Annotated in this window: 21 protein-coding genes; 7 read left to right on the top strand and 14 right to left on the bottom strand. The window is 64.8% G+C overall.

The window, feature by feature from the left end; all coding sequences use genetic code 11:
• Positions 1-29: 29 nt before the first annotated feature.
• Positions 30-1,355, top strand: a complete 1,326-nt coding sequence (locus I6F31_RS32815; protein ID WP_109145517.1) for an MFS transporter — start codon at positions 30-32, stop codon at positions 1,353-1,355.
• Between the two features lie 257 nt (positions 1,356-1,612).
• Here I6F31_RS32815 and I6F31_RS32810 read toward each other — a convergent pair whose 3' ends face one another.
• From I6F31_RS32810 to soxX, 9 genes are all read right to left on the bottom strand, one after another.
• On the bottom strand, positions 1,613-2,821 hold the full coding sequence (locus I6F31_RS32810) for an MFS transporter (protein WP_036026276.1): 1,209 nt from the start codon (positions 2,819-2,821) through the stop codon (positions 1,613-1,615).
• A 166-nt stretch (positions 2,822-2,987) separates the two neighbouring features.
• A complete protein-coding gene (locus tag I6F31_RS32805) occupies positions 2,988-3,161 on the bottom strand; it encodes a hypothetical protein (RefSeq protein WP_036014608.1) in 174 nt (57 codons plus the stop codon).
• An 87-nt stretch (positions 3,162-3,248) separates the two neighbouring features.
• Positions 3,249-4,286, bottom strand: coding sequence for an MBL fold metallo-hydrolase (locus I6F31_RS32800; protein WP_036042512.1), 1,038 nt, complete (start codon positions 4,284-4,286; stop codon positions 3,249-3,251).
• 131 nt (positions 4,287-4,417) lie between these two features.
• A complete protein-coding gene (gene soxB / locus I6F31_RS32795; protein ID WP_225186794.1) occupies positions 4,418-6,169 on the bottom strand; it encodes a thiosulfohydrolase SoxB in 1,752 nt (583 codons plus the stop codon).
• A gap of 50 nt (positions 6,170-6,219) precedes the next feature.
• Positions 6,220-6,525: a hypothetical protein gene (locus tag I6F31_RS32790; RefSeq protein ID WP_036014604.1), complete on the bottom strand. Its 306-nt coding sequence runs from the start codon at positions 6,523-6,525 to the stop codon at positions 6,220-6,222.
• Positions 6,522-7,385 carry a sulfur oxidation c-type cytochrome SoxA gene (soxA, locus tag I6F31_RS32785; protein WP_225141066.1) on the bottom strand — a complete coding sequence of 288 codons (864 nt, stop codon included), beginning with the start codon at positions 7,383-7,385 and terminating at the stop codon, positions 6,522-6,524. The genes I6F31_RS32790 and soxA overlap by 4 nt, the downstream gene beginning before the upstream one ends.
• Positions 7,385-7,696 carry a thiosulfate oxidation carrier complex protein SoxZ gene (gene soxZ, locus I6F31_RS32780; RefSeq protein ID WP_225148488.1) on the bottom strand — a complete coding sequence of 104 codons (312 nt, stop codon included), beginning with the start codon at positions 7,694-7,696 and terminating at the stop codon, positions 7,385-7,387. The genes soxA and soxZ overlap by 1 nt, the downstream gene beginning before the upstream one ends.
• Before the next feature lie 15 nt (positions 7,697-7,711).
• Positions 7,712-8,209, bottom strand: coding sequence for a thiosulfate oxidation carrier protein SoxY (gene soxY, locus I6F31_RS32775; RefSeq protein WP_225148489.1), 498 nt, complete (start codon positions 8,207-8,209; stop codon positions 7,712-7,714).
• A 27-nt stretch (positions 8,210-8,236) separates the two neighbouring features.
• Positions 8,237-8,530, bottom strand: a complete 294-nt coding sequence (soxX, locus tag I6F31_RS32770; RefSeq protein ID WP_225113698.1) for a sulfur oxidation c-type cytochrome SoxX — start codon at positions 8,528-8,530, stop codon at positions 8,237-8,239.
• A 284-nt stretch (positions 8,531-8,814) separates the two neighbouring features.
• Between soxX and I6F31_RS32765 the strand changes: the two genes are divergently transcribed.
• Positions 8,815-9,489, top strand: a complete 675-nt coding sequence (locus I6F31_RS32765; RefSeq protein ID WP_036014591.1) for a DUF938 domain-containing protein — start codon at positions 8,815-8,817, stop codon at positions 9,487-9,489.
• Between the two features lie 117 nt (positions 9,490-9,606).
• Here I6F31_RS32765 and I6F31_RS32760 read toward each other — a convergent pair whose 3' ends face one another.
• Complete coding sequence (locus I6F31_RS32760) at positions 9,607-11,673, bottom strand: prolyl oligopeptidase family serine peptidase (RefSeq protein WP_225148490.1); 2,067 nt, start codon at positions 11,671-11,673, stop codon at positions 9,607-9,609.
• A 187-nt stretch (positions 11,674-11,860) separates the two neighbouring features.
• Between I6F31_RS32760 and I6F31_RS32755 the strand changes: the two genes are divergently transcribed.
• Together I6F31_RS32755 and I6F31_RS32750 are read left to right on the top strand one after the other, a co-directional pair.
• Positions 11,861-13,108, top strand: a complete 1,248-nt coding sequence (locus I6F31_RS32755; protein WP_225148491.1) for an MFS transporter — start codon at positions 11,861-11,863, stop codon at positions 13,106-13,108.
• A 186-nt stretch (positions 13,109-13,294) separates the two neighbouring features.
• Entirely contained in the window at positions 13,295-14,539 is a 1,245-nt protein-coding gene (locus I6F31_RS32750) for an MFS transporter (protein ID WP_225148492.1), read from the top strand.
• Positions 14,540-14,644: 105 nt separating this feature from the next.
• Here I6F31_RS32750 and I6F31_RS32745 read toward each other — a convergent pair whose 3' ends face one another.
• Positions 14,645-16,036, bottom strand: coding sequence for a M48 family metalloprotease (locus I6F31_RS32745; protein WP_074448070.1), 1,392 nt, complete (start codon positions 16,034-16,036; stop codon positions 14,645-14,647).
• Positions 16,037-16,170: 134 nt separating this feature from the next.
• Entirely contained in the window at positions 16,171-16,941 is a 771-nt protein-coding gene (locus tag I6F31_RS32740; RefSeq protein WP_225113658.1) for a thermonuclease family protein, read from the bottom strand.
• A 399-nt stretch (positions 16,942-17,340) separates the two neighbouring features.
• On the opposite strand from I6F31_RS32740, the gene I6F31_RS32735 reads away from it, so the two are divergent.
• The 3 genes from I6F31_RS32735 (at position 17,341) to I6F31_RS32725 (ending at position 20,279) form a co-directional block, all read left to right on the top strand.
• On the top strand, positions 17,341-18,546 hold the full coding sequence (locus I6F31_RS32735; protein ID WP_225148493.1) for an ABC transporter substrate-binding protein: 1,206 nt from the start codon (positions 17,341-17,343) through the stop codon (positions 18,544-18,546).
• A gap of 195 nt (positions 18,547-18,741) precedes the next feature.
• Positions 18,742-19,530 carry an enoyl-CoA hydratase gene (locus I6F31_RS32730; RefSeq protein WP_109141720.1) on the top strand — a complete coding sequence of 263 codons (789 nt, stop codon included), beginning with the start codon at positions 18,742-18,744 and terminating at the stop codon, positions 19,528-19,530.
• 2 nt (positions 19,531-19,532) lie between these two features.
• Positions 19,533-20,279, top strand: coding sequence for a hypothetical protein (locus tag I6F31_RS32725; protein WP_225186793.1), 747 nt, complete (start codon positions 19,533-19,535; stop codon positions 20,277-20,279).
• A gap of 186 nt (positions 20,280-20,465) precedes the next feature.
• Here the strand turns inward: I6F31_RS32725 and I6F31_RS32720 are convergent, their stop codons facing one another.
• Both I6F31_RS32720 and I6F31_RS32715 read right to left on the bottom strand, forming a co-directional pair.
• The gene (locus I6F31_RS32720) at positions 20,466-21,278 is read right to left on the bottom strand and encodes an enoyl-CoA hydratase/isomerase family protein (protein WP_225186792.1); all 813 of its coding nucleotides are present in this window, start codon (positions 21,276-21,278) and stop codon (positions 20,466-20,468) included.
• Positions 21,279-21,295: 17 nt separating this feature from the next.
• Positions 21,296-22,456, bottom strand: a complete 1,161-nt coding sequence (locus I6F31_RS32715; protein WP_057027444.1) for an acyl-CoA dehydrogenase family protein — start codon at positions 22,454-22,456, stop codon at positions 21,296-21,298.
• Positions 22,457-22,468: the final 12 nt, after the last annotated feature.

The following is a 22,468-nucleotide window of genomic DNA, read 5'->3' as shown; positions in this document are numbered from 1 at the left end:
AGGTACCGAAAAGACATACGGGGAGAATGATGAGCGCTCAGGAAATGCCGAATGTGGCGGCTGGGACGACCAAAACGCCAAAGGGCGCCTGGACTGTTACATTTCTCCTCTTTCTTTTCATGGTGGTGAACTTCGCCGACAAGATCGTGGTCGGTCTCGCCGGCGTGCCGATCATGACCGACATGAAGCTCAGCGCCGAGCAGTTCGGCCTGCTCGGGTCCTCGTTCTTCTTCCTGTTCTCGATCTCGGCCATCGTGGTCGGCTTCATCGTCAACAAGGTGCCGACGCGCTGGGTGTTGTTGACGCTGGCGGTAATCTGGGCGGTGTCGCAGTTCCCGATGGTCGGCACAGTCTCCTTCACCACGCTCTTGATCTGCCGCATCGTGCTGGGGGCGGGCGAAGGGCCGGCCTTCTCGGTCGCCGCGCACGCCATCTACAAATGGTTCCCCGACGAGAAGCGCACGCTGCCGACTGCAATCCTGTCACAGGGCTCGGCCTTCGGCGTCATCCTGGCGGTGCCGGCGCTGAACTGGATCATCGTCAACCATTCCTGGCACTACGCCTTCGGCGCGCTCGGCGTCGTCGGCCTGATCTGGGTCGCAGCCTGGCTCGCGCTCGGCAAGGAAGGCCCGCTGGAGGATACCGAGGTCCTGGCCGTCACCGAGCCGAAGATTGCGTACGTGCAGCTGCTGACCTCACGCACCTTCCTCGGCTGCGTGATCGCGACCTTCGGCGCTTATTGGGCGCTGTCGCTCGGCCTCACCTGGTTCACGCCGTTCATCGTCAAGGGGCTCGGCTTCTCGCAGAGCCAGGCCGGCTTCATCTCGATCCTGCCCTGGGTGTTCGGCGCCACCATCGTTCTCCTCACCGGCTGGATCTCGCAGGTGATGATGGCCCGCGGCTACACCACGCGCGTCTCGCGCGGCGTGCTCGGCTCGGTGCCGCTCATCGTCGGCGGCCTGATCCTCACCGCGATGGCGCATGTCGAGGGCGCCGGCCTGCAGATCGCGCTGCTCGTCCTCGGCTCCGGACTCTGCGGCGCGATCTACGTGGTCTGCCCGCCGATGCTCGGCGAGTTCACGCCGGCCTCGCAGCGCGGTGCAGTGCTCGCGATCTACGGCGCGCTCTACACGCTTTCAGGCATCATCGCGCCGAGCGTGATGGGCACCGTGATCCAGCGCGCCAGCAGCATGCTCGACGGCTACCTGACGGGCTTCACTATCAACGCGGTGGTCATGATCGGCTCCGGCGTCATTGGCCTGCTGCTGTTGTGGCCGAACACGGAGAAAGCCAGGCTGACACGTGGTGCGGCGGCGCAGGGCACGGCGCTGAAGGGCGCAGTGTCGCCGACGTAAGTCGCGGCTCTCTCTTACCCTCCCCTGGAGGGGGAGGCTCGCTGCGCATGTAGCGAAGCGGAATGCGTAGCGGGGTGGGGTGACGGTGTTTCCCATCCGGCAGTGCCCGAGAGGAGAGATCACCCCACCCCGCTCGCGCTGCGCGCGATCGACCACGGGCGAGCTTCGCTCGTCCCGGACCCCTCCAGGGGAGGGTAAGCGGCTGCCTCGTTAGCCTTCGCAGGAACGACAGTTGGATTTGTGTCGATGCCGACGGCTCAATTTGCTTTCGCCGGCCGGCGCTCCGTGAACGGCGACAGCACCACCGTCGCCACCATGAAGATCACGGACGCGCCGAACACCCAGTGCGGCGCGCTTTGATCCATGATCCAGCCGAACAGCAGCGGTGAGACGATGCCACCGAGGTTGAAGCCGGTAGAGGCGATGCCGAAAGCGCGCCCCGCGGCACCCGGAGGCGCGGCATTGCGCACCAGCATGTCGCGCGAAGGCGCGATCACGCCGGAGAGGAAACCTGCGGTCGCCATCGTCGCCGTCAAGGCCCAGCCCGGCAGCGTCACCAGCGCGATCAGCAGCACGATGGCCGCATTCGCGGCGAAGCAGGCCGCCGCGACATAGCCGTGGCGCTCGGTGCGGTCGGCGAGGAAGCCGCCGGCGAGTACGCCCGCGGCGCTTGCGGCGAGAAACGCAGTCAGCGCGACATTGGCGATCGAATAGGACGTGCCGTAGCCGCTCATCAGCGCCACCACGCCGAAATTGTTGATGCCGGCAACCGACAGGCTCAGCAGCATGAACAGCGCAGTCAGCGTGATCAGCGCCGGCGTGATGATGGCCTGCTTTGGCGCGCTCTCGCTGCCGGGCTTCTTCTTGTGCGCACCGGCATCGGGTATGTTCATGATGATCAGCAGCAGCGCCACCGCAATGCCGATCGCGCCCGAGGCGATCAGCGCGCCGGTGCCGCCGGACAGCGTTACGAGCGCGGCCACGATCGCCGGTGCGACGGCGCCGCCGAGAAAGCCGGCAAAGGTATGGATCGAGAAGGCGCGGCCCATCCGCCCCTCGTCCATGTGCTCCGCAAGAATCGCGTAATCGGCGGGATGATAGACGCTGTTGGCAAGACCCAGCAGCACTGCGCAGGCGATCAGCGAGGCGTAGCTGAGATGCAGACCGAGCAGGATCAGCGCGGCGCCGCCGAGCGCGAGCCCGGCCAAGAGAATGCGCCGCGCGCCAAAATGGTCGACGAGGTAGCCGGTCGGCGCCTGGGTTAACCCCGATACCACCGCGAACACGGTGAGGGCGAAGCCGAGCTCGACATAGCCGACGCCGAGCTTCTCCTTCAGGAACGGAAACAGCATCGGCAGGACCAGCAGATGGAAATGGCTGACCCAATGCGCGATCGAGATCCCCGTCAGCGTGCGCAGCGCACTGTCCGTCTTGCCTTGTTGCGGTGCGGCGAGAACGTCGACCATTGCAGTTCCGTTTCACTCCCGATGGACCGGCAAACTATCGGGGCTGGCGGTTATTTGTCCATGAACGCAGGCGCATGGCAGGTAGTGCGGGCGGGGCCGTGCGGGGTCAGGTGTGCTTCACGCCGTTGTCCCCGGCGAGCGCAGGAACGACAGCGGAGCTGCATCCTCAGAACGGCTCGTCGTCCGGGCCATAGCGATCGCGCTTCGGCGTTGCGATGTCGCCGTCTTCGTAGTCGTCGTCATCGGTCTCGCGCCGGCGCGGGGCCCTCTTCGCCTTGTCGTCCGCGGGCTTCTTCTCGGTGATCTTGGGCGGCTCGCTCGACTTGCCGGTCTTGGCCATGGCTGGTCCCGGATGGGTGATGCTGCATCCGAATCTACCTGCCAAATATGTGCGGCGCCTGATTTATCTCAAGGGGCGACGAGATCGTCAGTGCACCACCGGCCCGCCTGCCTTCTTCCAGGCATCGAGGCCGCCGGCGATATGCGCGGTGTTCGGAAGTCCCGCCTCCTTTGCGGCAGCAACGGCCATCGCCGAGCGTTCGCCGAAGGCGCAGAAGAACACCACGCGCCGCCCGGTTGCGGCCGCGACCTCGCGCAGCATGCCGCCGGGCTTGAGGCTCTCCTCGACGGAGGGATACGGCGTGTGCAGCGCGCCTTCGAGCATGCCGTGCTTCATCCGCTCATTGGTCTCGCGCAAGTCCACCAGCAGGATGTCGGGCCGGCCGAGGCTGCGGATCGCCTCGATCGCGCTGAGCGCGCGGCCTTCCTTCTCCAGCTCTTCCTGGTGCAGGCCGACATGCATGTTGGCGGGAATCGCCACGTCCATCATCTTCGGATTGGGCAGCTTCAGATTGGCCATCAGCTCGACATATTCGTCGACTGAGCGCACCTGGAGCCGTGGATTGTAGCGTTTTTCCTCGCCGATGGTGGAGACGGTGTCGCCCTTGTAGTCGTGGGCCGGAAACACCATCGTCTCGTCCGGCAGCTTCAAGAGGCGGTTGAAGATCGAATCGTATTGCGCGCGCGCCGAGCCGTTCTGGAAATCGGTGCGGCCCGTGCCGCGGATCAGCAGCGTGTCACCGGTGAAGACGCGGTCGCCCATCAAATAAGAATAGGAATCGTCGGTGTGGCCCGGCGTGTACATCACGTCGAGCGACAGGCCCTCGATCGTCACCTTGTCGCCGTCGGCCACCCGCATGGCGACGACGTCGGCCTTGGTCTGGTCGCCCATCACGGTCATGCAATGGGTGCGATCGCGCAGCTCGCCGAGGCCGGTGACGTGGTCGGCATGCAGATGCGTGTCCACCGCCTTGACCAGCTTGAGGTCGAGCTCGCGCAGCAATTGGCAGTAGCGGTCGACCTTCTCCAGCACGGGGTCGAGAATCAGCGCCTCGCCGCCGGGGCGGCTGGCGAGGACGTAGCTGTAGGTGCCCGAAACGCTGTCGAAGAGCTGTCGGAAGATCATGGCAGAACCCGGCTTGGAACTGACTTCCAAGATTCTACTACAATACGGGTCGGAAAGAGAAGTAATTCACTGCATGAGCAGAAAAATTTAGAAGATTATTATTATGGCCGCATGATCGCGGACAAAACACATCATCCCAGTCCTGCAATGCCTGGATTGCCTTCGACGCCTTTCAGCGTCACGCCGGAGCCGAGCCGTTCGGGCATCATCCGGCCCGAGCGCAGATATTTGCCGACCACGTCCCACACCGGCGCGCCCTGCTGGCCGTTGACTGAGGCCCAGCCCGCGACCTTGTAGCGGTGGCTGGCGTTGAGCGCCTTGCCGCTGCCGAGCTTCAGCTCCGAGATGCGGCTGCCGATCGCAGCGTCCGGCGTGCAGGTGTAGCTGAGCCCGCCGGCACGGACCATGTCGCCGCCCTGCTGGTAGTAGGGATCGGCGTTGAAGAGGTTGTCGCAGACGTCCTCGAGCAGGTCCTTGATCTGGGCCCCCGTTATCTCCTGCACATAGGTCTCGGGATAGGTGATCGCGGTTTCCGCCAGCAGATCCTCCATGGTCATGGCCTGGCCGGACAGCGCGGTGACGCCCCAGCGGAAGCCCGGCGACAGCGCGATTTCGGCATCGAGCTCGGTGCGCAGCGCGGTGCAGATCAGCTCGTCCATGGGGCCGGAGAAATTGCCGCGGCGATAAAGCAGCCGGTCGGGCGTCGCGATCTTTTCCGACCAGTCGGCCACGTGCGGTGCACGGACCCGGCCTATCAGCTCGGCCATCGCCGGATCGGGCTTCAGCAGCTCCGAATAGACCGGCAGCAGACGATATCTGGCATCGCTGACTTTGCCGCTGTCGAGCGCGAGATCGAGCACACCCAGAAATTTCCCGTTGGAGCCGGCATTGGTGACGAGCGTCGTACCACCTGCGTTCTTCACCGGCATGGGCTGCGGCACGGCATCATGGGAGTGGCCGCCGAGAATGACGTCGATGCCGGTGACCCGGCTGGCGAGCTTGAGATCCACGTCCATGCCGTTGTGCGACAGCAGCACGACGGCGTCGACCTTGTCGGTGCCGCGCAAGGCATCGACATGCTTCTGCAGCTCCTCCTCGCGGATGCCAAAGCTCCAGTCCGGTGTAAACCTCCTGGGATGCGCGATCGGAGTGTAGGGAAAGGCCTGGCCGACGATTGCGATGCGATACCCGCCGAGCTCCTTGATGACGGAAGGCTTGAACACGCGCCCAGTGGCCTTGTCGAAGGCGGGCGCGTCGTTGAACGCGGCCTCTTCGGTCAGGAACACGTTCTGCGCCAGGAACTCGCCCTTGAAACGCTCGAGATTGTCGCGCAGCGTCTGCTCGCCATAGGTGAATTCCCAATGGCCCGTCATCGCCTCGATGCCGAGCAGATTGGCCACCTCGACCATGTCGCGGCCCTGCATCAGGTTGGCCAGCCCCGTGCCCTGCCAGAGATCGCCGCCGTCGACGAGCAGCGAACGCCGCTCGCCGACATCGGCGCGCAGGCGATCGACCAGTGTCTTCAGATGGGCAAAGCCACCGAGCTTGCCGAAGCGGCCTGCGGACTTCTCGAACTCGAAGCAGGTGAAGGCATAGGCATCGGCGCTGTCGGAGCGGATGCCGAAGCGCTCGAGAAAGGCCCGGCCGACCAGATGCGGCGGCCGTCCCGCCATCTCGCCGATGCCGATATTGACGCTGGGCTCGCGGAAATAGACCGGATTGAGCTGCGCATGCGTGTCGGTGATGTGCAGGATGCGCGCATTGCCGAACCGTTCGAGGTCGTAGATGCTGGCGGCGTCAGCGCCGCGGGCGAGCCGCGGCAGGCCAATCGTTGCCGCGGCAAGGCCTGCACCTTTCAGGAAATCGCGGCGGCGGATCGCCATTCAAGAATTCTCCGCGCCTCTCGTGGGGACTGCGTTCACCGCGGGGCAGTCTAGCGGATTTCCATCGCCTTCCAGGCTTCTTTTTCGGAAACAGCCTGGAAGATCGACGCCCTCGCCAGCGCTTCGGCTTCCCTGGCCGCGGCCACCGCACGGCCGAAATCGCCGCCATCGGCAGCCCTTTTCGCGGCCGCCAGCGCAGATACGGTCACCGTCCACTGGTTGCGCATGCCCGCCGCCTCCTTGGAGGCGGCTTCGGCGGCCGCATAGGCCGCCTTGTAGTCCGCCTCACTCGCCGCGCGCGCGGATGGCGCAAGGCTCAAGGCGAGCAGCATGGCCAAGCCAAGTGACAGCTTCATGGCCGTGCTCCCGGTCCCGAGATCGGCAGGCCGTTGGCGACGTAGGACAGGAAATATTCGACGTCGCGATATTCATCCGACTGCGGCTCCAGTGGAACCGCGCGGGTCTGGCTGTTGCAGGTAACGAAGCGGCGGCTGGTCGTGCCCATGCCGCTCCATTCGGAGCGGTAGATCGGCATCGCGTTGAGGATGCCGAGCGCTGGGGCGAGGGTCTCGGCGCGGATGCGCTCGCCCGGGCTCTGCACGTGGCAGCTCGCGCAGGAGAAATTCATCTGGCCGCGCCGCGTGTAGAAATAGCGCTTGCCGTTCTCGTACGCCGCCAGCGCGCGGGGATCGTCGGGGATCTTGATGTCCATCAGCTTGCCGCGCGAGGTGTAGGCCATGTAGGCGGTGAGCGAGGCCATCTCGTCCTTGATGTAGGAATAGGGCGCCTCGCCATTGGCCTCGCGGCAGCGGTTGAGCGCGAGCTCCAGCGTGATGACCTTGCCTTCGCCGCTGTCGAAGTACGGATAATTCTGGCGGATGCCGATGCCGCCGTTCGGGAAGCAGTCGGCATAGGTCTTGCCGTTCTTGAACGGGGTCGAGAACATCTCCTTGCCGGCCTCGAGCGCGAACTCGTAAGGCGGGAATTCCTCCTTCTCCTGCCACTGCCGCTTCATGTCCTCGTTCATGGAATACGGACCGTTGACGAAATCCTCGTGCTTCACGTTCGGAAATTTCTGGAAGAAGAAGTTCTGGAACGCCTTGGCGTCGGCGACGGGATCGACCTTGTCGGCAGCGATCACGCGCGGCGCGGCGAGCGCGAACGCGACGAGCGCAGCGCTGAGCGAGCCCAGCAGGAGGTGGATGCGGGCCTTCATCACGCGATCTTCGCGGTGGTCGTATCCGAGCCGCCCTTGTTGTCGGTCCAGGAGATCTTGAGCTCGTCGCCCTTCTTGGCGCCCTTGAAGCTGAACTTGACGTAGGGGTCCTTGGAGACCGCTGTGCCCCAATCGGCGACGAACACGTCCTTGCCGTTACATTCGAACTTCAGCCGCTCGATGAAATGCGCCGGGATCAACTCGCCCTTGGAGTCCTTGACGAGGCCGGTGTCCATGGGGTGCTGGATCAGCGTCTGCACCTCGGTGATGTCGCCGGTCGATGTTGCGCGCACGCGAATGCTGGATGCCATGTCGAACTGCCTCGCTTAGCCGCCGCAACCGCCGACGGTGACCTTGACCTCCTTGGTCGCGCTGTAGAGCTTGCCGTCGGCCTCTACGATCGCGGTCAATTTGGTGGTCCTGGCCATCTTGAGCCGGTTGGCGACGGCAGGGATCGTGCCATCGGGAATCCTGTAGCTGGCCGCCAGCGCGCTCGAGTTCTCCGCCACGAAGAACGAGATCGAGGTGACCTTGTCCAGCGTCGTCGTCACCGAGATCGGCACGACGCCGCCGTTCTCGGCGATCTCCGGCGCATCCAGCTTGACCTTGTCCGACGGCTCGGCGGCCTTGCCGTAGAGCGCCTTGATCGCATCCGCCTCGCTCTTCTGCCTGAAGGCCTCTTCCGGATATTTGTCGTTCGCCGCGGCGCGCGCGGGCGCGAACGGCAGATTGCCGAGGCCGAGCAGCGCCACGGAGGCAGCGCCCTGAAGGATCAGGCGCCGCGTCGGATGAGGCCTCCAATGAGGCTTGGGGGTCGTGGTCATCTCAAGTCTCCTAGGGGCCGCCGGCGGTTACAGGGTCTGCAGGAAATCAACAATCGCGTTGATCTCCTGCTCGGTCAAAATCCGGTTCCGGCCGAACGGCGGCATCATGGTTTGCGGATTGCGCTTGGTCTCGTCGAAGATGATCGCGGTGAGCTCGTTGCGATCGGGGTATTTGGCCTTGATGTCCTTCAGCTCCGGTCCGATCGTCCCCGGCAGGTCGCCGCCTTTGATGACGTGGCAGGTGAGGCAATTGCCCTTGCCGCGGTCGAAGGCGAGCTTCTGGCCTTCCGTCACGGTGGATTGCGCCCCCGCCGGGGCCATTGCCGCGCCGGCGAGGAGGGCCAGCGCAGCAAGCAGAGCGGGCTTGCGAGGAAAGGCGGTCAAGGCATCGTCCCGGCGTTATCTCGATGATCTCGTTTGCGGAATTGTTCAAAAGCACAAAGGCCATCGCCTGACAATCAAGACTATGCACGCGGTGAAATGGAGTTAATATCCTGCGCATTGCAACTGACGAGATAGTTCGTTCATTCGGATGGGCGTGAACTAGCAGATTATTCTCGGACGTTTGGCCGCCTTTTCTGGTTCGCATTTTTTGGGGACGTCACTTGGCTGAATATGTGGTCGAATTTGGCAGGGATGGCGGACGGGTCGAGCCGGATGGCCGGCTCGATGCGCCTGCCTTCCATCGCAATCACGAACCGATCTGGGCAGCGCTGGAAAAGCATCTCGCGGATGCGACCGGCAACGTCGTGGAACTCGGCAGTGGAACCGGGCAGCACGTGGTGCATTTCGCCCGCCACACGCCGGGCCTGATCTGGTGGCCGAGCGATCTCAACCAGCGCCACCTCAAGAGCATCGAAGCCTGGCGCGTGCATGCCGGCCTGCCGAACATCCGTTCACCCCTGCGCATCGACCTCACCGATCCCGACTGGTGCCCGGAAATGAAAAGCGGGCAGGGGCCGACCAGCCTCGCGGCCGTGTTCTGCGCCAATGTCATTCACATCGCGCCCTGGGCCGTGGCCGAAGGCCTGTTCGCCGGCGCGGGCCGTTATCTGCGCCGCGACGGCAAGCTGTTCCTCTACGGCCCCTTCAAGCGCGACGGCAAGCATACCGCGCTCAGCAATGCGGTGTTCGACACCTCCTTGCGCGAGGGCAATCCCGAATGGGGCGTGCGCGACGTCGTCGACGTCGAGAAGCTGGCGAAGGCGGCAGGCCTCGGCCTCGTCGACACGATCGAGATGCCCGCGAACAATCTGACGCTGGTGTTTGCAAGAGGCTAGGAGGTCGTCATGCCCGGGCTTGTCCCGGGCATCCACGTTCTTCGGGCGGTAAGGCAAGGCGTGGATGGCGGGGCCAAGCCCGGCCATGACGATGTGGAGACGTCAGCGCACCCAACTCTAGCCTTCATCCCGCCACCCGATCTTCTCCTTCAAGAACCGATAGCCCAGCACCTCGAAACCGGCGCGCTCCTTGTTGTCCTTGCCGTAGCCGTGGCCGCCTGCGGGCGGCTCGTAGAACCAGGCCTCATAGCCCATGGCCTGCAGCTTTGCCGCCATCTTGCGGGCATGGCCGGGATGGACGCGGTCGTCGCGCCGCGTCGTTGCAATCAGGATCGGCGGATAGGACCGGCCGGCTTTCACATTGTGATAGGCCGAGTATGTCTGCAGCCATTCCCATTCCTCCGGCTTGTCGGGATCGCCATATTCCGCGATCCAGCTCGCGCCGGCGAGCAGCTTGGTGTAGCGGCGCATGTCGATCAGCGGGATGGTACAGAACAATGCGCCGAAACGCTCGGGATAGCGCACCAGCATGTTGGTGATGAGGATGCCGCCGTTCGATCCGCCCTGCGCGGCGATGCGTTTTGCGCTCGTCACACCGCGGCGGACGAGATCGGCGGCGACGGCGGCGAAATCGTCGTGTGAAAGCTTCTTGCCGGCAAGCCGTCCGGCATCGTGCCAGCACGTGCCGAACTCGCCGCCGCCGCGCAGATTCGCCTGCACAATCGTGCCGCCGCGCTCCAGCCACAACTTGCCGAGCGAGGAATTGTAGTACGGCTTCACCGAGTGACCAAAGCCGCCATAGGCGCTCAGATAGACCGGCGCATCGCCGGTCTCGCCGGCAGGGCCCGTCTGCACATAGGGGATACGCTCGCCGTCAACGGAGATCGCCTCGTGCTGCGTCACCACGAGGCCATCGGCGGTGAACGTCTTCGGCGCCTGCTTCAGCACGATCGGGCTTGCGACGCCGCGCTCGATCAGCAGCAGCGCCGGCGGCGTCAGCGGGTCCTGCACATTGGCGAGCAGATCGCCATTGCTCTCCGATGCATGGCGGTCGAGCGGCCAGACATCGACGACGCCGATCTGCGGCAGGCCTCCAAGTGTCTCGCGGCTCCAGCTAGTGGCAGACGGTGTGCAGATCTCGAAGCGAGGTTTGAGCTCGTCGAGAATCGACATCACCAGCTTTCCTTCCGCCCAGAACAACCCTTGCAGCGCGCGCCGCGGTGCGGGCTCGAACAGGACGACAAAATCGCGGCTGCCGGCGAGGAAGGCCGAGAGCGAGATGCCGAGCACGGTGTCGGTGGCATAGGTCCGGCCATCGACCTGCCAGTCCTTGCGTAGCTTCATCGCGAACCAGTCGCCATGCGCCTGCATCCAAATCCCGGTCGGCAGATCGAGCTTCGTCGTCGTGCCGGCCGCATCGCGCAGCCAGATGGCGTGGTTGAAGAAGTCGATCTGGTCGACGATCCAGACCCGGGGCGCCGCTCCGGTGTCGTCGGCCATGCCATAGATCACCATGTGATCGGCGGTGGTCTCGATGACCATCTGTGCCTGATCGACCGGTTGGCCGCGCCGCCACAGGCGGACGGTGCGCGCATAGCCCGAGCTCGTCGCCATGTCCTCGCCATGCGCGCTTGACAGCAGCAGCGTGTCGGCATCGAGCCAGTCGACGCCGCCTTTCGCTTCCGGCAGCGCAAAGCCGTTCGCCACGAAACTTTTCGTGGCGAGGTCGAATTCCCGCAAGGTGACGGCATCGCTGCCGCCGCGCGACAGGCTCAAGATCGCCCGCGAGCTTCCCGGCATCGTGGCGATACCGCTAAGCAACCAGTCCTCGTCTTCGCTTCTCGCGAGCTGGTCGATGTCCAGCATGGTCTCCCATGCCGGATCGGCTTTGCGAAATTCCGCAAGCGAAGTCCGCCGCCACAGGCCGCGCGGGTTGGCGGCGTCTTTCCAGAGATTGTGCAGGTCGTTGCCGCGCCGGCTGACATAGGGAATGTTGTCAGGTCGGTCATAGATCGCCGCGAGGATGTCGCGATCGTGCTCGAAGGCCTTGCCGCCGAACGCGGCGAGCGTCAGGCTGTTCTGCCGCTCGACAAAATCGAGCGCCTGCCGGCCCTCGATCTCCTCCAGCCACAGCCAGGGATCGTCGTCGGGCGCTTGACGTGTGGGCCTGTCGTCGACGGACATGAAGGTAACTCCCGGAAGATCGCGGCGGATAGGATTTGATCGAGCGCAAGCCGTCAAGGGTGCGCAGCGTTATCATTCCAGCGATTGCGTCAGGGGCATGGCCCGCGCCCGTTTGCGCCGGTTGCCGGCCCTCTCTCACCCCTCCATAGTGCCGCGAATCAACAGAGCCCTTTGGGCGGAAATGCCGATGCTGGACGTGACTGCAGCCCATGAGATCGCCGACGATGCCCGCGCGCGCGCCAACGTGGTGCGCCTCGCCGCCGCGCAGGCGCTGACCGGCGCCAACTCGGCCGTGATCTTCGCCACCGGAGCGATCGTCGGCGCCACGCTCGCGCCCGACATGTCGTTCGCGACCGTGCCGATCTCGATGTATGTGGTCGGGCTCGCCGCCGGGACGCTGCCGACCGGCGCGATCTCGCGCCGCTTCGGCCGCCGCGCCGCCTTCGTCATCGGCACGGGTCTCGGCACGCTCACCGGCCTGCTCGGCTCGCTCGCAATTCTGCGCGGCTCGTTCGCGCTGTTCTGCTTTGCTACCTTCCTCGGCGGTCTCTACGGCGCGGTGGCGCAATCCTATCGCTTCGCCGCCGCGGATGGCGCCAGTGCGGCCTACCGGCCGAAGGCCGTGTCCTGGGTGATGGCGGGCGGCGTGTTCGCCGGCGTGCTCGGTCCGCAGCTCGTGCAATGGACCATGGATGTCTGGCAGCCTTATCTGTTCGCCTTCAGCTTCCTGGTGCAGGCCGCCGTCGCGCTGATCGCGATGGGCATCGTCGCCGGCGTCGATATGCCGAAGCCCGCGCCGGCCGATCTGCACGGCGGCCGGCCGCTGCTCACGATCGTGTCCCAGCCGCGCTTCATCGCGGCAGCGCTGTGCGGCGTCATCTCCTATCCCATGATGAACCTGGTCATGACCTCGGCGCCGCTTGCGATGAAGCTGTGCGGCCTGTCCGTGTCCGATTCCAATTTCGGCCTGCAATGGCACATCGTTGCGATGTACGGGCCGAGCTTCTTCACGGGCACGCTGATCGCGCGCTTCGGCGCTCCGAAGATCGTCGCCGCCGGCCTGCTGCTGGAAGCGGGCGCCGCCATCATCGGTCTCTCCGGCCTTACGGCGATGCATTTCTGGGCGACGCTGATCGTGCTCGGCGTAGGCTGGAATTTCTCCTTCATCGGCGCCTCCGCGCTGGTGCTGGAGACGCATCGCCCGCAGGAGCGCAACAAGGTGCAGGCCTTCAACGATTTCCTGGTGTTCGGCATGATGGCGATCGGCTCGTTCTCATCGGGCCAGCTGCTCGCCAATTACGGCTGGTCCGCGGTGAACCTCGTGGTGTTCCCGCCGGTGGTGCTGGGCCTTGCGGTGCTCTCGCTGGTCTCCTGGGCGAAGCGCCGCAAGGCGCGGCTGGAGGTGGCCATGGGCGAATTCCCCGACGCCGTGTGAGTGGCGGGAGGTTGTCAGCAGCGTTGACACTTCGATCCAGGCCGAAGTGATTTTCTGAGGAAGGTTATTTAGATGTCGTCATGGCCGGGCTTGTCCCGGCCATCCACGTCTTTGCGAGGTCGGAAGAAGAACGTGGATGCCCGGAACAAGTCCGGGCATGACGGAGCAAAACAAACGGCAGATGAAATGCTCGACAATCCTCAGACCCCAGCGGCCCACGAATCCTCGCTCCGCTATGAAGGCTGGCGCATCGTCGCGGTCTGCTTCCTGCTCGCCACCTTCGGCTGGGGGCTCGGCTTCTACGGCCAGAGCGTCTATGTCGCCGAGCTGCAGCGCGCGCGGGGCTGGCCGGCCTCGCTGATCTCCTCCGGCACCACGTTCTTCTATTTGTTCGGCGCGCTGCTGGTCGTCTTCGTCGGCGAGGCCGTGCGGAAATACGGTCCACGGCTCAGCCTGATCGCCGGGACGCTGGCGATGGCGTCCGCCGCGGTCGCGATCGGCGCGGTGCGCGAGCCCTGGCAGCTCTATCTCGCCAATGCCGTGCTCGCCTTCGGCTGGGCCGGCACCAGTCTCGGCATGATCACCAACACGATCAGCCTGTGGTTCGACCAGAAGCGCGGCATGGCGATCAGTCTCGCGCTCAACGGCGCCAGCTTCGGCGGCATCGCCGGCGTGCCGCTGCTGGTAGCATTGATCGGCCATATCGGCTTCGCCGGTGCGATGTACGCCGCCGCCGGCGCCATGCTGATCCTGCTCGTGCCGGTCATCCTCCTTCTCGTCGGCCGCCCGCCCGATCGCCACGGGTGGAAGGCGGCGGCGAAGGCGAAGCCGCAATCATCGACTGAGATCCGCGCCTGGGCGCTGCGGGACGCCGGCTTCCTCACGGTGACGATCGCCTTCGCCCTGGTGCTGTTCGCCCAGGTCGGCTTCATCGTGCATCTGATCTCGTTCCTCGATCCCGTGATCGGACGCGAGCGCGCCGCCGTGGCCGTCGCGGTGCTCACCGCGATGGCGGTGGTCGGCCGCGTGCTGTTCTCGCTGGTGATCGACCGCATCAATCAGCGCCTCGCGTCCGCGCTGTCGTTCCTCAGCCAGGCCGCCGCGCTTCTCGTCGTCGTCAACCTGCACAACGATTACGTGCTGATCGCGGCCTGCGCCGTGTTCGGCTTTTCGGTCGGCAACCTCATCACGCTGCCCTCGCTCATCGTGCAGCAGGAGTTCGACTCCGCCGCCTTCGGCGTGCTGATCAGCCTCAACACGGCGATCAACCAGGTGACCTACGCGTTCGGTCCCGGCGTGGTCGGTTTCCTGCGCGATCTCTCCGGCGGCTATACGCTGCCCTTCTATCTCTGCATCGTGCTGGAGGTGATGGCGGCGGCGCTGATCATGGTGCGGGGGAGGCCGCGTCTCTCTGGGATGACATCCGCTTAGCGCGGCGTCGGAGCATGGTCCGGAAAAGTGTGTAGCGGTTTTCCGAAAAGATCATGCTCAAAAGAATAACCTAAAGCGCGATGACGATCCCAATCGCATCGCGCTTTAGTCCGCCACGATCTTGACGCGGTCGCGCACCTTCACCTGCGCGGTGCGATCGAGGCCGTTCAGTACGCGGAAGCGCTCGGCGGGATGGTCGACGCCGGCCATGCGGTGGGAGAGCGACTCTACGGTATCGCCGGGCTGCACAGTGATGACCTTGATGCGCAGCGGGCGCGCGGCCTGGATTTCCTCCAGCGTCAGCCGCCGGAACGAGTTGACGGTCTCGCGCGCATTCCGCTCGCTCTCGGTCGATTTCTGCCGTGCCGCGAAGATGAAGCGATAGACGTCGCTGCCGAAGCGCAGCGCATAGACCTTGAACTGCCACTGGTCGCCCTTGGCGGTGGCGGACGCCGCTGGAAAACCGTTGACGGTGAGATCCTCGGTCGAAGCCTTCTCGACGCCTTCCATCCAGCCGGAATTGAGGTAGTCGCCGAGCGACTGTTCGGCCGGCACGCGCACGACGTCGAAGCGCATCGCCTGCGCGCCGCCCTCGCGGACGCCGATCACGGCCTGCGCGGTGTTGTCGAGCGTGAAATTGTCCGGCGCCTGGAAGGTGAAGCCGAGCTTCGGATGCAGGAAGCGCCGGCCGCGGACAAAACCTTCGCTCGGGTCTTCGCCATAGACGAGATTGTCGATCGCGGCGAGATAGCTTTCGCGATCGCGCTCGGCGCCTTCAGGCGCGGTGTATTGGCGGGCAATGTTCTGCGCGTTCTGGACGCGTTCCGGGGTTGCCGGATGCGACGAGGTGAAATCCTGCGCGCGCGGATCGAGCGAGCTCTTGCCGGCCTTCAGCTCGGCATTTCGCTCCATCGCGGACAGGAAGCGCGCCGCGCCGTACGGGTCGAAATGCGCCTTGGCGGAGATGCCGACGCCGATGCCGTCGGCCTCGAACTCCTGCTTGCGCGAGAAGCTCGCCATGGTGAGCTTGGTCTTGGCCAGCGCCAGCGCGGTGAGGTCGGGATCGTTGCTCATGTCGGTGACGACGCGGGTGACGATCGCGGCCTGGCGGGCCTGGTCCTCGCGCATCGCCGCGTGCTTGGACAGCACATGCGCCATCTCGTGGCTGAGCACGGAGGACAATTCGGAGGTGTCGCTGGCGAGCGCGAGCAGGCCGCGCGTGACATAGAGCTGGCCGTTGGGCAGCGCGAAGGCGTTCACCGCCCCGGAATTGAGGATGGTGACCTTGTAGCCCTGGTCGGGCCGCTCGGAGGCCGCGACCAGCCGGTCGACGGTCTTGCTGACGAGCGCCTCGAGCTTGGGATCGTCATAGGTCCCGCCATAGCTCGCCAGGATGCGCTCGTGCTCCTTCTCGGTGGCCGGGGTTTGGGCGACGGCGGGCTTCGGCTTCGGCATCGCGACGGCTGCCGGGGTCGCCGCAGTCTGGAACCGGCCCATATCGCCGCAGCCAGCGAGAAGTCCGCCCAGCGCAAGGCAAAGCGCGGCCGGCGCAGCCCGCAGGCGGCGGCAATCGCCCAGTCCGTGCCGTTCTAGCACCCCATTCACGTCGTTTAACCCGTGCCCGGCCTGTCTTAAGGCCTTACCCCTGTCGGCTCGTTTGCGCCCAGCAACTCGATCTGCCCCACGAGGCGTACATCGATGCGTGGCCCCGTATTCCCCTCAACCCAGCCCCGAACGCGAATACGCCGATTCTCCAGGGACTTAAGGGCCATACCAGCGCTTTCGAACGCCGCTAGCGTGCGCTTTGAAATAGTCACGGCAAAGCCGCGTGTCCAGTTTCGTCCGAAGTTGAGGTAGGTCGTTGCCCCAGCTTGCCGGACCGACAGGACTTTGCCTTCGACCACCGTAAAGCGCCCGATCTCCGCCAAAATATCGTCCGGACTTTCCGCGTTTTTTATGGCCGACGGGTCAGCCCAGCTGCCCATTTTTTGGCGCCGCGCCGCAGCTTCGGACGCCATCAGGGCGGCCGCGCAGTCCTTGTCCAGGATCTCGGCGGAGGCGATGGCATCGCCCCGAGCGAGCAGCATGGCCTGCACCGAGATGTCGCCTTCCCCGATGAAGACAAGCGCACTCTGGCGGCCGTAGCGATCAGGCGTGTCGTCAGCGCTCCGCAGCATCACGTCGTGGCCGGCGAGCAGCGAGGTCAGCGCCTGCTTCGTGGTCGCGGTCGGCGCGATGCCGCTGAGGCGGATCTCGCGCCCGTCATCGAGCCGCACGCTGCGCGCATCGACGATGGCAGCGACGCGGCCTTCGCCTTGGGACTCGAACTGGCAGGGGCCCGCGAATGCCGAGCTACTTGCGACGAGAAGACATGCGACGATGAAGCGAAGCCGTTGCGTCACGTGATCCGGAGAGGTTGCATTGCGGCCGGACTTTAACTCATGCGTGGTGAGACGCGAAGGGGCTTTCTCACACCCTTCATTGCGAGGAGCTCTTCGCGACGAAGCAATCCAGACTGTTTCCGCGGACGCATTTCTGGATTGCTTCGCGGAGCCTGTCATCCGGCCGCGCTTCGCGCGGACCCGTTGGCTCGCAATGACAATGCGGGGACAGCTTCCGTCCTCGCGGCATTCCGCTTTGCGGAAAGCGCGCATTGATCATTCATCTGCATCGCACCTGCGCTTGCTGCGCTCTTGCGCATGCGGCATGATTGCGGCAACAGCGAATGGCCAAGAGCAATAACCCAAGAGCAATAACCAAGCCGCCATCAGAGCACGGCGCGATAAGGGAGGTCGTTTTCGATGAAGACTATTTTGTCCGGCATTTTTGCCGCCGCATTTGCCCTCAATGCGAGCGCCGCACAGGCTCAGGACAAGCCGCCGCTGAAGATCGGCGGCATCCTCGACATGTCGAGCCTTTATGCAGATATCACCGGCTCCGGCAGCGAGACTGCGGCGAAGATGGCGGTCGAGGATTTCGGCGGCGAGGTGCTGGGACGCAAGATCCAGGTGCTGGCGGCCGACCATCTCAACAAGGCCGATCTCTCCGCCAACATTGCCCGCGACATGCTCGATAATCAGGGCGTCGAGATGATCTACGACGTCGCGGCCTCCGCGACCGCGCTTGCCGCCGGCGAGATCGCGAAAGCGCGCAACAAGATCATCATGTTCAACGGGCCGGGCTCGATCCGTCTCAGCAACGAGGCCTGCGGCCCCTACACCATCCACTACGTGTTCGACACCTACGGCCAGGCCAACGTAACCGGTCTTGCGGCGGTGAAATCTGGTCTCGACAGCTGGTTCTTCCTCACCGCCGACTACGCCTTCGGCCAGGATCTCGAAAAGGACACCAGCGCGGTCGTGACCAAGACCGGCGGCAAGGTGCTTGGCAGCGTCCGCCACCCGCTCAACACGTCGGATTTCTCGTCCTTCCTGCTCCAGGCCCAGGCCACCAAGGCCAAGGTGATCGGGCTCGCGAATGCCGGCGGCGACACCATCAACGCCATCAAGCAGGCGGCGGAGTTCGGCATCACCAAGGGCGGCCAGAAGGTCTCGCCGCTGCTCGCCTTCGTCACCGATATCGACTCGATCGGGCTCGAGACCGCGCAGGGCCTGCTGCTCGCGGAAGCGTTCTACTGGGATCTCAACGACGACACGCGTGCCTTCTCGAAGCGCTTCATGGAGCGCACCAAGCGCGTGCCGACCTCGGCACAAGCCGGCGTCTATTCCTCCGTCACCCATTATCTGAAAGCTGTGAAGGCAGCCGGCACGACCGACGCGGCGGCGGTGATCAAGGTTATGAAGGAGACGCCGATCAACGACTTCTTCGCCAAGAACGGCAAGATCCGCGAGGACGGCCGCATGATCCACGACATGTACCTGTTCGAGGTGAAGAAGCCGTCGGAGTCCAAGGGGCGCTGGGACGATTACAAGCTGCTCGCCACCGTCCCCGGCAACGAGGCGTTCCAGTCATTGGAGCTGTCGCGCTGCCCGCTGGTGAAGAAGTGACGGCGTGACGTAAGGGCACGCCGTCATCCCGGGGCGCGCCAAACAATAGGTCGTCATCCCGGGGCTCGCGAAAGCGAGGGCCCGGGATCCATTGGGCGGCATTGACGGTTGAGAGATGGATTCCGGGTTCGCGACTTCGTCGCGCCCCGGAATGATAAAGTGAGAGAGTGGCACCACAGAATGAGGCCAACATCCATGAACGACATGGTCCTGCAAAAGCTCGAAGGCGGGCTGCTCACCATCACGATGAATCGACCGGAGCGGAAGAACGCGCTCAATCCCGAGATGGTCGCCGGGCTGGTCGAGGCGGCGCGGCGCGCGGCTGATGATCCCGAGGTGCGGGCGGTGCTGTTCAAGGGCGCCGGCGGCTCCTTCTGCGTCGGCGGCGACGTCAAGTCGATGGCGCAGGGGCGCGCGCCGCTGCCGTTCGAGCAGAAGCTCGCAAACTTGCGCCGCGGCATGGAGGTCTCGCGCATCCTGCATCAGATGCCAAAGCCCGTGGTGGCCCAGCTCGATGGCGCGGCGGCGGGCGCCGGCCTGTCCATGGCGCTGTCCTGCGACCTGCGCATCGCCTCCGAATCCTGCAAGATCACCACCGCCTTCGCCAAGGTCGGGTTCTCCGGTGATTACGGCGGCACCTATTTCCTGACCCAGCTGCTCGGCAGTGCGCGGGCGCGCGAGCTCTATCTGATGTCGCCGGTGCTCACCGCGAAGGAGGCACATGCGATCGGCATGGTGACGAAGGTCGTGCCCGACGCCGAGATCGACGCGGCCGCGCATGAGCTCGCGCTGTCGCTGGCGCAAGGGCCGTCGATCGCGCTCGGCTTCATCAAGCGCAACATCAACAACGCCGAGCACCTGGCGCTGGAGGATTGCTTCGACGGCGAGGCGATCCATCACACCCGTTGCGGCGACACCGAGGATCACAAGGAGGCGGCCAAGGCCTTCGTCGAGAAGCGCAAGCCGACCTTTAGGGGCGCATGACCATGGCGCCCTATATCCGGCTGCGTCAGATCTGCCTGGTCGCGCCGCAGCTCGAGCCCGTCATCACGGATATCGGTCGGATCATGGGCCTCGCCGTCTGCTATCGCGACGGCAATGTCGCCAAATACGGCCTCGAGAACGCGCTGCTCCCGGTCGACACGATCCTGCTGGAGGTGGTCGCGCCGTTCAAGGACGGCACCACGGCCGGTCGCTTCATCGAGAAGACCGGCGGCCGCGGCGGTTACATGGCGATCTTCTGCTGCGACGACCCGGACGAGCGCGGCCGCAAGGCCAATGCGCTCGGCGTGCGCACCGCCAATGTCATCGACCACGCGCCGTATCACGGCGTCCAGCTCCACCCCCGCGACTGCCGCGCCGCCTTCATCGAGTTCAATCACACCGAAGGCAGCGACGACATCCTCGGGCCGTATCCTCCGGCGGGACCGGACTGGCAGAAATTCATTCGCAAGGATGTGACCGAGGCGCTGACGGCGGTGGAGATGCAGAGCCCGGATCCGCAAGGGCTGGCCGAGCACTGGGGCAGGATCATCGGAATTGCGCCTGAAGCCGCCGAACTGAAGCTACCCAACGCGACCTTCCGCTTCGTCAAGGGCGCCAGCGAGATCATGAGCGCGCTGGAGTTTCGGGTGGCTGACGTGGCGCAGGTGCTGCATACAGCCAAGGCCAAGGGGCTCGCGGTTGCGGGCAACGAGTTTCTGCTGGGCGGAGTGAAGTTCCGCGTGAGTTGATCGGGCAAACCCTCTCCCCCTGTGGGAGAGGGTGGCTCGCCGCGAGCGGCGAGACGGGTGAGGGGTCTCTCTCCGCGAGCGAATCACTTGTGTTTGAATGCGCTGAAGCAACCCCTCATCCGGCGCTTCGCGCCACCTTCTCCCACAAGGGGAGAAGGAAGAAAGAAGCGATCGCTTTGTAATAAACTACCTTCCCTTAAAATTCGCCGCGCGGCGCTCTTCCGTGGCCTTCACGCCTTCCTTGAAATCGTCCGTCGCGCGCAGCCGCGTCTGCTCGGCGAGCTCGTGGTTGGTCGCGGCCATCACGCGGTCGGCAAGGCCATTGCGCATCGTGGCGCGGGTGGAGAGCAGGCCGAGCGGGGAGCATTCGGCGATCTCGCCGGCGAGCTTCATCGCGGCCACCTTGACCTGGTCCTGCGGCACCAGCTCGTTGGCGAGGCCCCATTTGTAGGCTTCCTCGCCCGTGACGCGGCGGCTGGTATAGAACATCAGTTCGGCGTTGTTCTTGCCGATCAGCTCCGGCAGCGTCACGGTCAGGCCGAAGCCGGGGTGGAAGCCGAGCTTGGTGAAGTTTGCGGAGAAGCGCGCTTCGGGACAGGTGACGCGGAAATCGGCCGACACGGCAAGCCCGAGTCCGCCACCGATGGCCGCGCCCTGCACGGCGGCAACGATCGGCTTCTTGGCGCGGAAGATGCGCACGGCCTGGATGTAGAGATGGTTGATCGGGCCGAGACTGTCGGCCGGATCGCCCTTTTTCTCGGCCTCGCGCGCCTCCTGGGCCTGCCGCGCCGGATCGCCGAAATTGGCGCCGGCGCAGAACGCCTTGCCCTGCGCGGAGAGCACGGAGGCACGGATCTCGATATCGCGGTCGAACTCGTCGAGCGCGTCCGCGATCTGGTTGATCAGCGAGATATCGAAGAAGTTGAGCGGTGGACGGCGAATCTCGATGGTGCCGACATGCCCGACCTTCTCGACGCCGATATCTTGATAGGTGCTCATGATGATCCTCGATTGACTTAACGCAGACCCAATCCGCGGGCGATGATACCGCGCAGCACCTCGGTGGTGCCGCCCTGGATGGTGAGTTTCGGCGCGGTCTTGATCGCGAAGTCGAGCTGCCGCTCCAAGGTCTCGCGGTTGCTCGCGGTCTCCTCGACGAAGGCGGCGAGATCGCGCACGCGATGCGGCAGCTGCTGCTCCCAGACCGTGCCGATGTCCTTGACAATGGACGCTTCGACCACCGGCTCCTTGCCGGCTTCGAGCATGCCGGCCACCGAGACCGACATCCGCCGCATGGTGTGGAGCTGCGCGACCAGGCGGCCGATGCCCTCGGCGCTGCGCGTATCGGGATTGGGACCGACAGCGCGGACCAGCTCGGTGAGGACGTAATACGTCTCGAGGAAACGCTCAGGGCCCGAGCGTTCATAGGCGAGCTCGCTCGTCGCCTGTTTCCAGGCGCCGTCGACCTCGCCGAGCACATGGTCATCGGGAATGAAGTGATCGGTGAAGACCACCTCGTTGAACTCGTATTGCCCAGTGATCTGTCCGATCGGATTCACCTTGATGCCCGGCTGCTTCATCTTGACCAGGAACTGGGTCAGGCCGTGGCGGCGGTTCTCCTTGGTCGGCGGCGAGGTCCGGAAGATCGCGATCATGTAGTCGGCGATATGCGCCGACGAGGTCCAGATCTTGGTGCCGTTAATGAGATAGCCGCCGTCGGTCTTGGTCGCGCGCGTCTTCGCCGCGAACAAATCGGAGCCCGAGTTCGGCTCGCTCATGCCGATGGCAAAGCAGATCTCGCCGCGGCAGATCCTCGGCAGGATCTCCATCTTGATGTGCTCGGGCGCGTATTTCAAAAGCACCGGCCCGCTCTGGCGGTCGGCGACGAAGAAGCGCCGCGTCGGCGCATTGGCGACGCGCATCTCCTCGGTCACCACGTAACGCTCGAGGAAGGAGCGTTCCTGGCCGCCATACTTTTTCGGCCAGGTCATGCCGAGCCAGCCCTTGGCGCCGACCCGGCGGGAAAATTCCGGCGCGTCGGTGTCCTCGCGATTGGGCTTGTGCGGATCGAAAGTGCCGGCGGCGATTTCCTCGGCGAGGAAGGCGCGCACTTCCTTGCGCAATTGCTCGCATTTCTCCGGCAGGCGGATCGGATCGAAACGGAGGGCAGCGGTCATTTTTGTCTCGTC

Origin of the sequence: Bradyrhizobium sp. NBAIM01, assembly GCF_020194115.1 — a bacterium.
Taxonomy (GTDB): Bacteria; Pseudomonadota; Alphaproteobacteria; order Rhizobiales; family Xanthobacteraceae; genus Bradyrhizobium; species Bradyrhizobium yuanmingense.
The sequence above is the reverse complement of the archived record's forward strand: the minus strand, read 5'-3'. Positions and strand labels throughout refer to the sequence as shown.

What these genes read in the sequence shown, in the direction of transcription:
- I6F31_RS32815 (WP_109145517.1), top strand. Translation starts at nt 30, where the DNA reads ATGAGCGCTCAGGAAATGCCGAATGTGGCGGCTGGGACGACCAAAACG.
- I6F31_RS32810 (WP_036026276.1), bottom strand. Translation starts at nt 2,821, where the DNA reads ATGGTCGACGTTCTCGCCGCACCGCAACAAGGCAAGACGGACAGTGCG.
- I6F31_RS32805 (WP_036014608.1), bottom strand. Translation starts at nt 3,161, where the DNA reads ATGGCCAAGACCGGCAAGTCGAGCGAGCCGCCCAAGATCACCGAGAAG.
- I6F31_RS32800 (WP_036042512.1), bottom strand. Translation starts at nt 4,286, where the DNA reads ATGATCTTCCGACAGCTCTTCGACAGCGTTTCGGGCACCTACAGCTAC.
- soxB (WP_225186794.1), bottom strand. Translation starts at nt 6,169, where the DNA reads ATGGCGATCCGCCGCCGCGATTTCCTGAAAGGTGCAGGCCTTGCCGCG.
- I6F31_RS32790 (WP_036014604.1), bottom strand. Translation starts at nt 6,525, where the DNA reads ATGAAGCTGTCACTTGGCTTGGCCATGCTGCTCGCCTTGAGCCTTGCG.
- soxA (WP_225141066.1), bottom strand. Translation starts at nt 7,385, where the DNA reads ATGAAGGCCCGCATCCACCTCCTGCTGGGCTCGCTCAGCGCTGCGCTC.
- soxZ (WP_225148488.1), bottom strand. Translation starts at nt 7,696, where the DNA reads ATGGCATCCAGCATTCGCGTGCGCGCAACATCGACCGGCGACATCACC.
- soxY (WP_225148489.1), bottom strand. Translation starts at nt 8,209, where the DNA reads ATGACCACGACCCCCAAGCCTCATTGGAGGCCTCATCCGACGCGGCGC.
- soxX (WP_225113698.1), bottom strand. Translation starts at nt 8,530, where the DNA reads ATGGCCCCGGCGGGGGCGCAATCCACCGTGACGGAAGGCCAGAAGCTC.
- I6F31_RS32760 (WP_225148490.1), bottom strand. Translation starts at nt 11,673, where the DNA reads ATGTCCGTCGACGACAGGCCCACACGTCAAGCGCCCGACGACGATCCC.
- I6F31_RS32755 (WP_225148491.1), top strand. Translation starts at nt 11,861, where the DNA reads ATGCTGGACGTGACTGCAGCCCATGAGATCGCCGACGATGCCCGCGCG.
- I6F31_RS32750 (WP_225148492.1), top strand. Translation starts at nt 13,295, where the DNA reads ATGCTCGACAATCCTCAGACCCCAGCGGCCCACGAATCCTCGCTCCGC.
- I6F31_RS32745 (WP_074448070.1), bottom strand. Translation starts at nt 16,036, where the DNA reads ATGGGCCGGTTCCAGACTGCGGCGACCCCGGCAGCCGTCGCGATGCCG.
- I6F31_RS32735 (WP_225148493.1), top strand. Translation starts at nt 17,341, where the DNA reads ATGAAGACTATTTTGTCCGGCATTTTTGCCGCCGCATTTGCCCTCAAT.
- I6F31_RS32730 (WP_109141720.1), top strand. Translation starts at nt 18,742, where the DNA reads ATGAACGACATGGTCCTGCAAAAGCTCGAAGGCGGGCTGCTCACCATC.
- I6F31_RS32725 (WP_225186793.1), top strand. Translation starts at nt 19,533, where the DNA reads ATGGCGCCCTATATCCGGCTGCGTCAGATCTGCCTGGTCGCGCCGCAG.
- I6F31_RS32720 (WP_225186792.1), bottom strand. Translation starts at nt 21,278, where the DNA reads ATGAGCACCTATCAAGATATCGGCGTCGAGAAGGTCGGGCATGTCGGC.
- I6F31_RS32715 (WP_057027444.1), bottom strand. Translation starts at nt 22,456, where the DNA reads ATGACCGCTGCCCTCCGTTTCGATCCGATCCGCCTGCCGGAGAAATGC.